Here is a 15,098-nt window from a genome sequence, read left to right on the forward strand (position 1 = left end):
ATCATATTGCCAGTTAGCGTTTGTTGCGCAAATCCAGCGCGTCAACCAAACCTGCGGCAAGAGCGATGCCAGTGACGTCTGGCAGCCTGTCTGCTCCTAGCCGTTTCATCACCCGTGCCCGATAAAGGTCGATGGTTTTTACGCCTACCCCCAACTGTTCGGCAATTTCACGGCTGGTGTAGCCTTTTGCTAGTGGCAAAAATACGTCTCGCTCGCGACGGGTGAGGGTGTCTAGTAGCGCAGTGGTTTGGCTGCTGCCCTGCTGTTGATGGCTGGTCTGTTGCCGCTCCTGCAGTGCCTGCTGCACGCTGTCTAGCAGTAGCTGTTCGTTAAAGGGTTTCTCAATAAAATCAAAGGCACCGGATTTGAACGCGCGCACCACAATGGGCACATCGGCGTGGCCAGATACAAAAATAATGGGCAGCGCCAACCCACGCTTTTGCAGTTCTTCCTGCACGTTCAGGCCTCCCAGCCCGGGCATGCGAATATCAAGCACAACGCAGCCGTTGCTTTGTGCGGTCATGGAATCCAGAAATTTGCGGCCGTCGCTGTAGGCTTCCACGGCCAGGCCCACCGATTCCAGCAGCCATTGGGTGGACTCCAGCATGCCGGCGTCGTCGTCCACTACATACACCAAGGTGGTCTGGGCTGTGGGCTGGTCAGTCATTGGCAATTGGGTGTCTCCCGTGGACTTATAATAGATTTTTGACAGGCCGGTGGTGGAAATCGACAAACCAGCGTCAAACCGCCGGTTGGCGCCGGGTAAGCATCCAGAAAACCGCCGAAACCTTCAACAATAGAACGGCTCATGGACAGTCCCAGCCCCAGGCCATCAGGCTTGCTGGTGTAAAATGGCTGAAACATCTGGCGGATGCCATTGGCGTTCAAACCCGGCCCTTGATCCGTCACTTCGACTAGGGTTTCGCCCAGATCGTTCGCTCGAATGGTCAGGGTGATGGCCGATGCGGAGCTGGCATCAACGCGGGCCTCCACATTGGCTTCGATGGCGTTACGCACCAGGTTGATGAGCACCTGCTCTAGCAGTACCGGGTCTGCGGTCAGGTTAGGGCTGCTTTCTGGCAGCCGGCACACGACCGATACTCGATGCTTGTCGGCTTCCCACTGGCACAGAAGGGCAACGTTGCTGGCCACCTGATTCAGTATCAGCAGTTCTGAACGTTTGCGGCCCTTGCGCAAAAACGCCCGCAGCCGGCGAATGACTTCCGAGGCGCGATTGGCGTGGTGAATCACTTTTGTCAGACCGTCGCCTACCCTGGTCAGGTTAGCGGGCTGGGTGTCTGCGGTTTTCAGAAAGCGCTGGCTGGCGCTGGCAAAATTCACAATAGACGCCAGCGGCTGATTCATTTCGTGGGCAATGCTGCTGGCCAGTTCACCCAGAGTGGCCAGCCGTGCGGCGTGGGCCAGTTCGTTCGCCAGGCGGCGGTTATTTTCTTCCGACGCCACCCGCGCGCTTATGTCTCGGGATACACTGATCACTTCTACCACCGCGCCTGTGTAGGTTTCGCGAATGGCGCGGCTGGCAATTTCAAACCAGCGTGGGGTGCCGTCACGGTGCACAATTTGCGCGGTTACAATGGCGTAGCCATCTTCGCTCAGCCGGTTGCGGGCTTCTATCAGGTGCTTTTGTGGCTGGCCACCGGGAAACAGGTCTTCCAGCAGGCGCCCGCGCAGGTCTTCCGGCCAGTAGCCCAGCAGCCGCCACGACGCCGGCGTAGCGTCAATAAAACGGCCATCCGGCGCGTGGCGGGAAATCAGGTCGGTGGTATTCTCGGTGATCAGCCGGTACAAACGGTTGGCACGCACCGCCTGCTCTTGCAGTTCCAGCTCTCGGGTTGCATCCCGACCCTTTAACAATACCTGGTTTTGAGCAACGTCAGGAACCAGCGCCCAAAGGTAAATTTGGCCATTATAACGCGCCTCTGCGTTGTCCACAGGGCGTTGCTGATTCAGGCAGGCTCGCACCAGCTCTTCGACGTTCACGGGCAAAAAACGTCGAGGATCGGCCATCGCGCCGGAATGGTCAGCCGCATTGGGCGACTCGTCAACCGCTTCGACCAGGTTTTTCATGGCCGGATTCATACTCAGCGTGCGGCTTTTGTGGTCAACAATCAGCAGTGGATGCGGATCGGTGGCGGCAAAGCCCATTGATAAGTCAAAGTAATTTGCGTTCATGGCAAGGAGATCTTCGATATGCGGTCAATTGTATAGTATGTTTACTGTAATACGTTGGTGCAATTTATAGTAATATTTCTATTTAATACTATTTGTTCAGCTGTAAATTATAACTAATTTGGTGATTCGTCAGAATATACCAAGCAAAACAGCGTTTATGCCTACCTATAGGATCACACACAATGACTTCGATCTACGACCAGGGCCTTACGCCCGTTGATGCCAATTACGCCGTTCAAACACCTATCGATTTTATTACTCGCACCGCCAGTGTTTATCCGGATTATCCTGCGATTATTCACGGTGCCATTCGCCGAACCTGGGCCGAGACCCACGAGCGCAGTTTGCGCCTGGCGTCGGCGCTGGTCGGCCGCGGCATCAAAAAAGGCGATACCGTCGCCGTCATGCTGCCCAATATTCCAGCCATGGTTGAGTGTCATTTTGGTGTGCCCATGACCGGCGCGGTAATGAACGCCCTGAACGTTCGGCTCGATGCCGAAGTGATTGCTTACATGCTTGAACACGCAGAAGCCAAAGTCATTCTGGTCGATCGCGAATTTGGCGAAGTGATTCTGGAAGCCGTCAGCCGCTTGGACAAAAAGCCGCTGATAATTGATGTAGACGACCCCGAATACGGTGAAGGCGTTAAGGTCAGCGATCTGGATTATGAAGCCTTCTTGCAAGAAGGCGACCCCGAGTACCAGTGGGATATGCCGACTGATGAATGGGACGCCATTTCCCTGAACTACACCTCTGGCACCACCGGCAACCCCAAAGGTGTGGTGTATCACCACCGTGGGGCTTACTTGAATTCACTGGGTAATACCGCGGTATGGTCTATGGCCATGCATCCGGTGTACCTGTGGACCCTGCCGATGTTCCACTGTAACGGCTGGTGTTTCCCCTGGACCATCACCGCCATGGCCGGTACCCACGTGTGCCTGCGCCGGGTTGATCCAGAAAAAATTCTGCAGCTGATCCGCGAGCACCGTGTTACCCACATGTGCGGCGCCCCGATTGTGCTGAACGCCTTGTTGAACGTGCCGCCTGCATCCAAGGCCGGTATTGATCATGTTGTGAAGGCTATGGTTGCCGGTGCTCCGCCTCCCGCCCAGGTTATTGGTGCAGTTGAAGAAATGGGCATCGCGTTGACCCACACCTACGGCCTGACCGAAGTATACGGCCCTGTGACCGTCTGCGCCTGGAAAGATCGTTGGAACGATCTGCCGCTGGCAGAGCGCGCTGCCATCAAATCCCGCCAAGGCGTTCGTTACCACACCCTAGGCGGCACCATGATTGCAGACCCGGGCACCATGAAGCCGACGCCGAAAGACGGCAAAACCATTGGTGAAATCTTTCTGCGCGGTAACACCGTGATGAAGGGCTACCTGAAGAACCCGAAAGCCACGGAAGAAGCCTTCCGCGGCGGCTGGTTCCACACCGGCGACCTGGCCGTTTGGCACGAAGACGGTTACATGGAAATCAAAGACCGCCTGAAAGACATCATTATTTCCGGCGGCGAGAACATTTCCACCATTGAAATTGAAAACGTTCTTTACCGTCACCCGGCGGTTATGGAGGCGGCCGTTGTCGCCCGCCCGGATGAAAAGTGGGGCGAAACACCCTGCGCCTTTGTGACTCTAAAGCCCGACGCCGGCAACGTGACCGAAGCAGCAATGATCGATTTCTGCCGTAAGCACATGGCCCGTTTCAAGGTTCCGAAAACCGTGGTGTTTTCGGACCTGCCGAAAACCTCGACCGGTAAAGTCCAGAAATTCCTGCTGCGCGAACAGGCTAAGGAAATCAAGTAGCTGCAAAGCGCCTTGCAAGGACTTATACAAGAGCTCACACAAGAACAACATTACACCCGGTTCGCCGGGTATTCCCGTGGTGCTGCTGTTCTTGAGCGACTATGAACCCGGCCCTGAAGCTATTCAGGCGCTGTTTGCCCTGCAGTTTCTGGTGTTTATCATTTTCCTGTTCCTGGGCGTTACACGTCTTGGCAGTAAACTCGTCGACTTCATACTGCGCTTCATGAAAGGCGGTATTATTATCGGTGCAGGTATCGCCGCTGGTGAGCTTCTTCCAGCCGGTGCTCTACTTCCTGATTGAGCGCACAAAGCTGCTGGGCTTCACGCCGGATCCGGACTCCCCGGGTGCCGCTGATGTGATCGTTCAGCCGGAAACCACACCAAAAAGCTAAAGCACTCTGCTGACCGGGGTCACAAGGCCCCGGCGGCAAAACGATGTGTGTCCTTGGGAGGCCTCAGTGCCTCCCTTTTTTGTGTCTGGAAAAACACGATCAGCAGACACAAAACAGCCGGCAGTTAGCCGGCTGTTTTCTATCTCGCACACGGTAATGGTTTTACTTTTATGAATAGTTACTTTTCCAGATACTGCAGCTTGTCTGGCACGCCGTCCCATTTTTCAGCGTCAACCATCGCCTCTTTCTTCTCTGTGATGTTAGGCCATTTTCCGGCCAGATCTGCGTTCAGTTCGATAAACACTTTCTGGTTGTCGGGCAACTCGTCTTCCGAGAAAATAGCCTCAACCGGGCATTCGGGCTCGCACAGGGCGCAGTCGATGCACTCGTCAGGGTCAATGACCAAAAAGTTCGGGCCCTCGTAGAAGCAATCTACCGGGCAAACTTCCACACAGTCGGTGTGTTTGCACTTGATGCAGTTATCAGTAACGATAAACGTCATGTTTATATTCCTGGTTGGCTGGTCTGTCTCATCAGGAGCTTAGAATGCGGGCTCCCGAGATTATAGTTTGATGCGCGATATTGTAGGGAGCCACTACTCCGGTCGCAAGCATCCGTATTCTATAACGTTATACTTACATCAATTTATCCGCACTTTTTTTGCCACTACTTTTCAAGTTGCTGTTTCAGCTGATACAGCTGCTCGAGCGCCTGGCGCGGAGTCATGTCATCCAGGTCGAGCGCGCTCACCGCCAGCTCTAACGCGCTGGGCTCCAGCCTCGCGAACATATCCCCCTGAAACGCAGTTGAATCTGCAATAGCCGTCGCCCGTCGCGTCAATTTTTGCGGCAACCCGGTGGTTGAGCGTTTTTCATCGGGCGTTGCATTGGCGCCTTCCAGGTTCGCCAGTTGGGCTTTGGCATTGCGGATAACCTCCACCGGTACGCCGGCCAGTTTTGCTACTTGCAAGCCGTAGCTCTGGCTGGCGGGGCCTTCGTGTACGTTGTGCAGAAACACAATGCTGTCATCGTGCTCGGTCGCGGTCAGGTGTACGTTAACGGCGTGCTCCAGTTCATCCGCGAGCTGGGTCAGCTCAAAATAGTGGGTGGCAAATAGCGTGTAGCACAGAATGTCCTGCGCTAAATGTTCGGCCGTGGCCCAGGCCAATGACAAACCATCAAAGGTGCTGGTGCCGCGGCCTACTTCATCCATCAGCACCAAGCTGTGTTTGGTGGCGTTGTGCAGAATATTGGCGGTTTCGGTCATCTCCACCATAAACGTGGAGCGCCCGCCGGCAATGTCGTCAGACGATCCCATGCGGGTGAATATTCGGTCTACCGGCCCAAGCACCGCGCTGTCGGCAGGCACAAAGCTGCCGGTGTAAGCCAGTAAAGCGATCAGTGCCACCTGGCGCATATAGGTGGATTTACCCCCCATGTTGGGGCCGGTAATCACCAGCATGCGGCGTTTGGCGTCTATCAGCAGATTGTTCGGCACGAACGGATCGTCTAATAGCTGCTCGACCACCGGGTGCCGGCCTTCCTCAATCTGCAGGCCGGGTTCATCGCTGAATTGCGGTGCACACAGGCGCAAACTGGAGGCGCGCTCGGCAAAGTTGCTTAGCACGTCCAGCTCGGCCAGCGCCTGAGCGGCATCTTGCAGCGGTGCAAGTTCTGCCGCGACCGTCTCCAGAACCTCATCCCACAGGGCTTTTTCCCGGGCCAGGGCACGACTTTTGGCGCTTAGGGCCTTGTCTTCAAACTCTTTTAGTTCCGGGGTAATAAAACGCTCAGCGTTTTTCAGGGTTTGCCGGCGAATATAATCCGCAGGCGCCTGGGCCGATTGTAAGCGGCTGATTTCAATGTAATAGCCATGTACCCGGTTGTAGCCCACTTTCAGGGTACTGATGCCAGTACGCTGTTTTTCGCGTGTTTCCACGTCCAACAGATATTGGCCAGCGTTTTCGCTGATGTTGCGCAAGTCGTCCAGTTCGGCGTCAAACCCGTCTGCAATCACCCCGCCTTCGCGAATCACTACCGGTGGGTTATCAATGATTGCCCGGCCCAGCAAATCCGCTAACTGCGGGTATTCGCCAATAGTCGTGGCTAGCTCGCCGATGTGGGTGGAATCAACCGCGGCCAGGGCCTTTTGCAAATCGGGCAACACGGCAAACGCATCCCGCAGCCGTGCCAGATCACGGGGCCGTGCCGAACGAAGCGCCACGCGCGCCAGAATGCGTTCTATATCGCCGATGGATTTCAGCTGGTCGTGAATCGGTTCATAGTCGAAATCTTTCAATAGCGCACTGACCGCCTGCTGGCGCTGACGTACCACCGCCACATCGCGAAGCGGACGGTTCAACCAACGCCTCAGCTGCCGCCCACCCATGGCAGTGGCGGTGCGGTCCATCACCCAGGCCAAAGTGTACTGGGTGCCACCCATCAGGTTGGTGTCAATTTCCAGGTTGCGACGACTGGCAGCGTCCAGAATGACCGCGTCTTCGCGGCGCTCGCGGCTGAGCTTGCGAATGTGGGGCAGGGCGGTGCGCTGGGTTTCCCGTGCGTATTGCAGCAGGCAACCGGCGGCGCACACGGCTAAGTGCATATCTTCACAGCCAAAACCGGTCAGGTCGCGCACCTGCAATTGCTGGGTAATCACCCGTCGCGCGGTATCGGGTTCGAACAGCCAGGGCCCCTGGCGACGAATGCCGGTAAAGCCTTCCAGCAAATCGGTGAAAGGAAAGTCTTCGCTGATCAAAATTTCCGCCGGGCGCAGCCGTTGCAGTTCGCCTTGCAAGGCTTCAGGGCTGTTCAGCTCTGACACTGCAAAGCGGCCGCTGGAAATATCCAGAGAGGAAAAACCAAAATGCTGCTTATGGTGATAAATCGCCACCAGCAGGTTGTCACGGCGGTCTTCCAGGTAGGCGTCGTCGCTGAGGGTGCCGGGGGTGACAATGCGCACCACTTGGCGATCGACCGGGCCTTTGCTGGTGGCCGGGTCACCAATCTGCTCGCAAATTGCAATGGATTGACCTGCGCGCACCAGGCGGGCAATGTAACCCTCAGCCGCATGGTACGGAATGCCCGCCATGGGAATCGGATTGCCCCCTGACTGGCCGCGGGCGGTCAGGGTAATATCCATCAGTTCCGAGGCTTTTTTAGCGTCGTCATAAAACAGCTCGTAAAAATCCCCCATGCGGTAGAACACCAGCTCATTGGGATGCTGGCCCTTTATTTTCAGGTATTGCTGCATCATGGGCGTGATTTTTGGACTTTCGGTGTGCGCTGCTGACATGGGACATCCGCGATGGCTGTTTTGAGGAACGGGCGGTGGATTGTAGAAAATTACACCGCAGGATGAAACGTGGATTACAAATGAGGTCACCATGCCTGAGATCACTGATGAATACATCCGCCAGCAGGCGGCAGAACTGGGTAGCGTATTAACCCGCGCCAGCGCCATGCTAGTGACTGCAGAAAGCTGCACCGGCGGCTGGGTGGCTAAGGCCATGACCGATCAGGCTGGCTCTTCGGCCTACGTTACAGGTGGGTTGGTTACCTACAGCAACCAGGCTAAACACGCGTTGCTGGGTGTCAGTGAACAGACGCTGGCGGAATACGGCGCGGTGAGCGAGCCGGTGGTGCGGCAGATGGTCGCCGGAGCGCTGCGAGCGTCGGGTGCAAGCGTCGCCGTTTCAGTAAGCGGCGTTGCCGGGCCTGGCGGCGGCAGCGACGCCAAGCCGGTAGGAACGGTGTGGTTCGCCTGGGGCAGCGCTGAGAATATCAGCACCGGTTTAAGGCATTTTGACGGCGATCGCGACCAGGTGCGGCGCCAGGCTGTGATCTTTGCGATTGAAAGTGTGCGCCGTTTCTTATCGAGTGATATCTGACCCGCAATGGCTAAAAAATCCCCCACACAAGGGTTGGTCTGCTTTGTCTAATGTGGTTTAATGCTGGTTAAATATACAGTGATTTTCCGGGGCAGCCAGTTCCCAAGTTTAGATTAGCGCATCATATTACCGGCGCACCCTATCAGCGCACTATTTTATCAGCGCACTATTCTAACGCACCATTTTGAAGAAGGTTCGTACCTATGGAAGACAACCGCAAGAAAGCTTTATCCGCCGCTCTGACCCAGATTGAACGCCAGTTTGGTAAAGGCGCCATCATGAAGATGGGCGACCACCCCCGTGAGGCAATCCCGTCCGTTTCTACCGGTTCTCTTGGTCTGGACGTTGCTCTTGGCATTGGTGGCCTGCCTTATGGCCGGGTTTGTGAAATCTACGGCCCTGAAAGCTCTGGTAAAACTACGCTGACTTTGCAGGTTATTGCCGAAGCCCAGAAGCAGGGCAAAACGTGTGCTTTTGTTGATGCTGAGCACGCCCTTGATCCTCAATATGCTGAAAAGCTGGGCGTGAACGTTGATGAGCTGCTGGTTTCCCAGCCCGACACCGGTGAGCAGGCGTTAGAAATCTGCGACATGCTGGTGCGCTCCAACGCGGTGGATGTCATCATCGTGGACTCCGTTGCCGCATTGACGCCAAAAGCTGAAATTGAAGGCGAAATGGGCGACTCTCATGTTGGTCTTCAGGCCCGCCTGATGTCACAGGCTCTGCGCAAACTGAATGGCAACGTCAAGAATGCCAACGTCCTGCTGATTTTCATCAACCAGATCCGCATGAAAATAGGCGTGATGTTTGGCAGCCCCGAAACCACTACCGGCGGCAACGCGTTGAAATTCTATGCCTCTGTGCGTCTGGATATCCGCCGCATTGGCGCAGTGAAAGACGGCGACGAAGTCACCGGTAACGAAACCCGGGTGAAAGTGGTTAAAAACAAAGTGGCACCGCCGTTCCGCCAGGCCGAATTCCAAATTTTGTACGGCAAGGGCATTTACCGCATGGCCGAAGTGGTGGACATGGGTGTAAAGGAAGGCTTTGTAGATAAGGCTGGCGCCTGGTACGCCTACAACGGTGACAAAATTGGCCAAGGCAAAGCCAACGCTTGCAAATTCCTGGAAGAAAACCCGGAAATGGCGAAAGAAATTGAAGCCAAAGTGCGCGACAAGCTGATGCCCAAACCAGTGAAAAAAGACGCGGCAAAGGATGCAGGGAAAGATGCAGGGAAAGACGCAGGAAAGAATGTAGGGAAAAATGCAGGAAAAGATGCCGCAGTGGCGCCTGCAGAAGCCAGCGACGAACTACTGTAAGACCGTTAGTTTGTCAGCGCACCGCTGATGGCAGTGCGCTGACAAGCACTAAATGTGAGGCCGGCTATGCCAGACTCTAAAGGTTCAGACTCTGAAAAGTCAGAAGTCGGAAAGCCCAGCGCCAAAAAACTATTGATTGTTGCCCACGCTCCCTCGCCAAATACCCTCAAATTGCGCAACGCAGTCGCCGCTGGTGCGAGCCATAGCGATATTGAAAACGTTGATGTAACGGTTCTTGCTCCGCTGGATGCCGGCCCCGAAGATGTTCTGGCTTGCAACGCTATTATCCTCGGCACCACCGAAAATCTTGGTTACATGAGCGGCGCGTTGAAAGATTTTTTCGATCGCTGTTATTATCCGTGCCTGGAAAAAACCCAGGGCCTGCCATTTACCTTTTATATTCGGGCCGGTCATGACGGTACTGGCACCCGCCGTGCGATTGACAGTATTACCACCGGCCTGCGCTGGAAACTGGTGCAAGAGCCTCTGCTGTGCCGTGGCAATTACGCCGATGAGTTTGAACAGCAGTGCGAAGAGTTGGGCTTGTACATTGCCGCCAGTCTCGATAACGGTATGATCTAAACGGCTTGCAAGAGCCCCTTGCCTCTAAAAAATGTACAATGGCCCGATTATTAAATCGGACTTGCTGCTGTGCGCAGTAAGTCATCTTTGTATTCCGACTGTTACAGGATTAAACCTTGAAGTCATTGCCTTCGCATCAGCTCTACAAAGCCTGTGTTCTGAGAGATTTGCCATTTAAAAGTACCCGCCAGTTAGAGCCCCTGGCTGAAATTGTGGGTCAGAACCGTGCTCAGGAAGCGGTGCGCTTTGCGTTGGCCATGCCTCACGGTGGTTACAACGTGTATGCGGTCGGTATCAATGGCCTGGGTAAGCGCACCATGATGTTGCGGTACCTGGAACACCACAAAGATACCGATCAGCAGTCCCACGATTGGTGCTACGTGGCCGACTTTGAAGAGCCGCGGGTGCCAAAGCTGCTGAAACTGCCGGCCGGGCAGGGCATTCAGCTGAAGCGCGATATGGAAAAGCTGATGAGCCGGCTGGTGAAGGTGATTCCGCAAACCTTCGATAGCGATGGCTTTTTGGAACGTGCTGAAAAGTTAAAAAGCGATTACACCGCGCTTCAGGATGGCGAGCTGGAAAAAGTCGCGAAGCAGGCCAAGCGTCAAAAAGTCAGGTTGACCATAAGCACCCCGGGCGGTTATCGGCTAGTCGCTATGAGCGGTGATGAAGCTCATACCGCAGAGTCTTTTAAGGCCTTGACGGATGCTCAGCGCGAAAAGTTTGAAGAGATTGTCAATAATCTGGAAAAACGCCTGCGCCGCGCCCTGCGCAAACTGGCCGACTGGGAGCAGGAATACGCTGACAAACAGCAAGCGCTAAACCAGGAAACTCTGGAGGGCGTTACCGGTCACCAGATTGACGAGTTGAAAGAACGTTACAAAGACCTGCCAGAGGTGGCCGGATTTATTGAAGCCGTGCGTAAAGACCTGTCCGAGAATCTGGAAATTTTTCTGGATGACGATGATGAGCAGGCCACGATTGCCTACGCGTCACTGGATAAGAAAATGCCGCGGCGCTATTTGGTGAATCTGCTGGTACATCAGAAAACCAAAGAGATCCCGGTGGAGGTGGAAGACAACCCCACTTATCACAACCTGTTCGGTTACGTCGAAAACGTTACTTATAAAGGCACGGTGTTTACCGACTTTTCGCTGATTCGCCCGGGCAGCTTGCACCGCGCCAACGGCGGTTATCTGTTGATGGACGCCACAAAAGTGTTGGAGCAGCCGTTCGCTTGGGACGCCCTCAAGCGTGCGTTGCAGTCTCATTGTATCCAGATTAACTCCCTGGAGCGCGAACTGACCCTGTCTGGCACCATCTCCATTGAGCCCGAGCCGGTGCCACTGGATGTGAAAATCGTACTGTTCGGCGACCGTGAAACCTGGATGCTGCTGCAGGAATACGATCCCGAGTTTTCAGAACTGTTCCGCGTGACCGCAGATTTCGAAAACGAAATGTATCGCAACGACGACAGTCAGTTGGCCTACGCCAAGTTTATTGCCAGCCTGGTGGTCGAGAAAAAACTGCTGCACTGCACCCATAAAGCCGTGGCGCGAGTGATTGAGCAAAGCGCCCGCATGGCTGAGCATCAGAACCGCCTGTCGTTGCACGCCGCAGACATCGCAAACCTGCTGCGCGAGTCAGACTACTGGGCGCGCCAAGCCGAGGCCAAACAGATTCAGGATGTGCACGTAGAGCGTGCTTTGGTTAGCGCTCGTTACCGCAACAGTCGCATTCGTGATCATTTTTACGACTCCATTCGCGATGGCACCACATTGGTGACGACCAGTGGCAGCTGCGTTGGCCAGGTCAACGCGCTTTCAGTGCTTTCTACCGGCGGTTTCGAATTTGGTTTGTCGAACCGCATCACCGCCAGCAGCTATTATGGTGATGGCGACGTCATTGATATTGAACGCGACGTAAAATTGGGCGGCAGCATTCACTCAAAAGGTGTGATGATTCTGACGTCCTGGCTGGCGTCGCGGTTTGCCGTAGACGACCCGATGCACCTGTCGGCCAGCCTTACATTCGAGCAAAATTATGGCGAAGTAGATGGCGACAGTGCCTCTTTAGCAGAACTGTGCGCCCTGGTGTCGTCTATAGCGCAGCTGCCGGTCAGGCAGGATTTGGCCATTACCGGTTCTATCAACCAGTTTGGCGAAGTGCAGCCGATTGGTGGGGTGAACGAGAAAATAGAAGGCTTTTTCACGACCTGCCAGCTTAAGGGTGGCCTTAGCGGCAATCAGGGCGTCATTATGCCGGCCAGCAACGTACAAAACCTTATGCTAGACAGCGAAGTGGTTGCCGCGGTGAAAGCCGGCGACTTCCATGTTTACGCTGTCAGCCACGTGGAAGAAGCCGTAGCCATGTTGATGGGTACGCCAGCGGGCACGCCCGATAGCAAAGGCAGGTACCCTAAAGGCACCGTTTTTGGCATTATCCAGCAACGGTTTGAAAAAATGCGTGAACACGAGCGGCAGGAACATAGTCGGGATGACAACAAAGATCCGTCCATTCACTGACCAGCACTATAAAACGGACAGGAGATTACAGCGCCGTCAACTACCCCGCCCTAAAGGACGGAGCTTGTAGAGAACACCCTGCAAGCCAGGTTGACCAGGGAAAGTGGACACCAACCCGCTACGTTTATCACAGGTCGCTAAGACTCACCGCCGAATGCTTCCTCAGTTCGGCGCTCTGAAAGACTGGGATCACGCTGGCGAAAGGTAAAGCGCCGAAGGTTCCGGTCGCCGCTCAAGCGGGAGCCGGTGATAGACATTCCCGAGGGGAGAGATGCTTCGGCCTCCGTTACAAGGCCCGTAAGGGCATTCATTGAAAGGAAAACGATGTCGGTCTTCGTATTGGATAGACGCAAACACCCCCTTATGCCGTGCACCGAAAGGCGTGCGCGGCTTCTACTCGACCGTGGTCGAGCGGTGGTAGTGCGTGCGTATCCGTTTACGATCCGGCTGAAAGACCGTACCGGTGGCATCACACAGCCGGTCCGTATCAAGATCGATCCCGGCAGCAAAACCACCGGGATTGCAGTGGTGAGAGAAAACGGGCAGAAGCAACACGTTCTGGCGTTAATGGAGTTGGCCCATCGCGGCCGCCAGATCAGCAAGTCTCTGGAGCAACGCAGGGCGTTCCGTCGCCGGCGTCGCAATCAACTGCGGTACCGGGCACCCAGATTCTTGAATCGAACCAAGCCGAAAGGCTGGCTGGCCCCGAGTCTCCAGCATCGGGTCGATACCACGAAAAGCCTGGTGAATCGGCTCTGGGCTTTAGCTCCGGTAACCGCCGTTAGCCAGGAGCTGGTTCGATTCGATACGCAAAAGATGGAAAACCCGGAAGTCAGCGGTGTCGAATACCAGCAAGGTACCTTGCTCAGCTACGAGATCCGCGAATACCTACTGGAAAAGTGGGGCCGCGAATGCGCCTATTGCACCGAAAAAGACACACCGCTGCAAATTGAGCATATCGACCCAAAGGCTAACGGTGGCTCGAACCGGATCAGCAACCTGACGCTGGCGTGCCGGCCGTGCAACCGGGAAAAGAACCGGAAGTCCCTGGTTTCATTCTTTGCCACATCAAAACGGCTGAAAAATCACCAGGCCAGGCTGGATCGTATTCTAAAACAGTGTAAGAAGCCTTTAAGAGACGCCTCAGCGGTCAACTCCACCCGGTGGGCATTGCATCAGGCACTGAAGCAGACGGGCCTGCCGGTTGAAGTGAGTACCGGTGGCCGGACCAAGTTCAATCGCTGTCAGTTGCGCATTCCAAAGACTCACGCGCTGGATGCGGCTTGCGTCGGAGAAGTCGAGATCGTAGAGGGCTGGGACATTCCAACCTTGGCGATCAAGGCTACCGGGCGTGGCAGCTATCAGCGTACAAGACTCACAAGATACGGTTTCCCTCGTGGCTATCTGATGCGCCAGAAAAAAGTCCAAGGGTTTCAGACCGGCGATATGGTGCGCGCCGTAGTGCCGACAGGCATGAAAGCCGGCACCTGGTTGGGACGGGTCGCCGTTCGCAAGACCGGCAGTTTCAATATCCAGACACCGGGCGGTGCCATACAAGGCATCTCATATCGGCATTGCACATTAACCCAGCGAGCGGATGGCTACGGCTATCACATCCAACCCAACCAACGAAAGGAGGAGGGAGACAGGAAAAACGAGTCGCGCTGACGCACGACGCGCTATCCCTCCCCGCCCTGAAGGACGGGGTATCCCGCGCAAAATGATGACGGACATCCAACAAACGGTATACGTGGTTGAAGACGACGAAGCGGTGCGCGATTCACTGGAGTTGTTGCTGCAGTCAGACGACAAACCGGTAAAAACCTACGACAGCGCTACCGCGTTTCTGAAAAGCTATTCTGACGCCATGGCGGGCTGCATCGTGCTGGATATCCGTATGCCGGGTATGGATGGCATGGAGCTACAGAAAAAACTCAACGACAAACACTCGATTCTGCCCATTATCTTTGTAACCGGGCACGGCGACGTTCCCATGGCGGTAGACGCCATGAAAGAGGGCGCTATAGACTTCATTCAGAAGCCCTACCGCGAAGAAGCCCTGCTGGAAAAGATCGAAGCCGCCCTGGTGCAAGACCGCCAGCAGCGCAAAAGCCTGGGTGAAAAGCAGGAAATTGTGCGCCGTGTAAAAAGCCTGACCCCCCGCGAACACGAAATTATGGACCGCATGATTGCCGGCCAAGCCAACAAGGTGATTGCCATAGAGCTGGAAATCAGTCAGCGCACCGTAGAGATTCACCGCTCCCGGGTGATGCACAAGATGGGCACCCATTCACTGGCACATCTGGTCCGGATGGTGCTGTCAGTAAAGAACCTTATCGACCCACGATGATCCGAACGGCATCATACGGTTACTATGGTAACCGGCT

At 55.2% G+C, this 15,098-nt stretch carries 11 protein-coding genes and 1 pseudogene; 8 read left to right on the top strand and 4 right to left on the bottom strand.

From position 1 onward, the window contains the following. Nucleotides 1–13 precede the first annotated feature (13 nt). Complete coding sequence (locus MELB17_RS16875; protein ID WP_007351524.1) at nucleotides 14–667, bottom strand: response regulator transcription factor; 654 nt, start codon at nucleotides 665–667, stop codon at nucleotides 14–16. After that, nucleotides 664–2,193 (bottom strand): sensor histidine kinase, encoded by a 1,530-nt coding sequence (locus MELB17_RS16880; protein WP_007351525.1) that lies wholly within the window; start codon nucleotides 2,191–2,193, stop codon nucleotides 664–666. The genes MELB17_RS16875 and MELB17_RS16880 overlap by 4 nt, the downstream gene beginning before the upstream one ends. Before the next feature lie 182 nt (nucleotides 2,194–2,375). On the opposite strand from MELB17_RS16880, the gene MELB17_RS16885 reads away from it, so the two are divergent. Next, entirely contained in the window at nucleotides 2,376–4,004 is a 1,629-nt protein-coding gene (locus tag MELB17_RS16885) for an acyl-CoA synthetase (RefSeq protein ID WP_007351526.1), read from the top strand. A 49-nt stretch (nucleotides 4,005–4,053) separates the two neighbouring features. Then, nucleotides 4,054–4,293 (top strand): annotated as a pseudogene (locus tag MELB17_RS16890) (xanthine/uracil/vitamin C permease); the annotation flags it as partial. Nucleotides 4,294–4,574: 281 nt separating this feature from the next. On the opposite strand, the gene fdxA reads toward MELB17_RS16890, so the two are convergent. Both fdxA and mutS read right to left on the bottom strand, forming a co-directional pair. Continuing rightward, nucleotides 4,575–4,898, bottom strand: coding sequence for a ferredoxin FdxA (gene fdxA / locus MELB17_RS16895; RefSeq protein ID WP_007351529.1), 324 nt, complete (start codon nucleotides 4,896–4,898; stop codon nucleotides 4,575–4,577). A 164-nt stretch (nucleotides 4,899–5,062) separates the two neighbouring features. After that, nucleotides 5,063–7,690, bottom strand: a complete 2,628-nt coding sequence (gene mutS / locus MELB17_RS16900; protein WP_036185244.1) for a DNA mismatch repair protein MutS — start codon at nucleotides 7,688–7,690, stop codon at nucleotides 5,063–5,065. 91 nt (nucleotides 7,691–7,781) lie between these two features. On the opposite strand from mutS, the gene MELB17_RS16905 reads away from it, so the two are divergent. The 6 genes from MELB17_RS16905 (at nucleotide 7,782) to fixJ (ending at nucleotide 15,061) form a co-directional block, all read left to right on the top strand. Next, the gene (locus MELB17_RS16905; RefSeq protein WP_007351531.1) at nucleotides 7,782–8,285 is read left to right on the top strand and encodes a CinA family protein; all 504 of its coding nucleotides are present in this window, start codon (nucleotides 7,782–7,784) and stop codon (nucleotides 8,283–8,285) included. Between the two features lie 203 nt (nucleotides 8,286–8,488). Continuing rightward, nucleotides 8,489–9,604, top strand: coding sequence for a recombinase RecA (gene recA / locus MELB17_RS16910; protein WP_007351532.1), 1,116 nt, complete (start codon nucleotides 8,489–8,491; stop codon nucleotides 9,602–9,604). A 66-nt stretch (nucleotides 9,605–9,670) separates the two neighbouring features. Beyond that, nucleotides 9,671–10,186: a flavodoxin family protein gene (locus tag MELB17_RS16915; protein WP_007351533.1), complete on the top strand. Its 516-nt coding sequence runs from the start codon at nucleotides 9,671–9,673 to the stop codon at nucleotides 10,184–10,186. Nucleotides 10,187–10,302: 116 nt separating this feature from the next. Beyond that, the gene (locus tag MELB17_RS16920; protein ID WP_007351534.1) at nucleotides 10,303–12,711 is read left to right on the top strand and encodes a Lon protease family protein; all 2,409 of its coding nucleotides are present in this window, start codon (nucleotides 10,303–10,305) and stop codon (nucleotides 12,709–12,711) included. Between the two features lie 324 nt (nucleotides 12,712–13,035). Further along, complete coding sequence (gene iscB, locus MELB17_RS16925) at nucleotides 13,036–14,379, top strand: RNA-guided endonuclease IscB (protein ID WP_083796420.1); 1,344 nt, start codon at nucleotides 13,036–13,038, stop codon at nucleotides 14,377–14,379. A 55-nt stretch (nucleotides 14,380–14,434) separates the two neighbouring features. Further along, a complete protein-coding gene (gene fixJ, locus MELB17_RS16930) occupies nucleotides 14,435–15,061 on the top strand; it encodes a response regulator FixJ (RefSeq protein ID WP_014871838.1) in 627 nt (208 codons plus the stop codon). The last annotated feature ends 37 nt before the right edge of the window (nucleotides 15,062–15,098 follow it).

Source organism: Marinobacter sp. ELB17 (assembly GCF_000169375.1).
In the GTDB taxonomy this organism is placed as follows: domain Bacteria; phylum Pseudomonadota; class Gammaproteobacteria; order Pseudomonadales; family Oleiphilaceae; genus Marinobacter.

Excerpts from the sequence above, each read along its gene's own strand:
- MELB17_RS16875 (WP_007351524.1), bottom strand. The coding sequence starts at position 667 with ATGACTGACCAGCCCACAGCCCAGACCACCTTGGTGTATGTAGTGGAC.
- MELB17_RS16880 (WP_007351525.1), bottom strand. The coding sequence starts at position 2,193 with ATGAACGCAAATTACTTTGACTTATCAATGGGCTTTGCCGCCACCGAT.
- MELB17_RS16885 (WP_007351526.1), top strand. The coding sequence starts at position 2,376 with ATGACTTCGATCTACGACCAGGGCCTTACGCCCGTTGATGCCAATTAC.
- fdxA (WP_007351529.1), bottom strand. The coding sequence starts at position 4,898 with ATGACGTTTATCGTTACTGATAACTGCATCAAGTGCAAACACACCGAC.
- mutS (WP_036185244.1), bottom strand. The coding sequence starts at position 7,690 with ATGTCAGCAGCGCACACCGAAAGTCCAAAAATCACGCCCATGATGCAG.
- MELB17_RS16905 (WP_007351531.1), top strand. The coding sequence starts at position 7,782 with ATGCCTGAGATCACTGATGAATACATCCGCCAGCAGGCGGCAGAACTG.
- recA (WP_007351532.1), top strand. The coding sequence starts at position 8,489 with ATGGAAGACAACCGCAAGAAAGCTTTATCCGCCGCTCTGACCCAGATT.
- MELB17_RS16915 (WP_007351533.1), top strand. The coding sequence starts at position 9,671 with ATGCCAGACTCTAAAGGTTCAGACTCTGAAAAGTCAGAAGTCGGAAAG.
- iscB (WP_083796420.1), top strand. The coding sequence starts at position 13,036 with ATGTCGGTCTTCGTATTGGATAGACGCAAACACCCCCTTATGCCGTGC.
- fixJ (WP_014871838.1), top strand. The coding sequence starts at position 14,435 with ATGACGGACATCCAACAAACGGTATACGTGGTTGAAGACGACGAAGCG.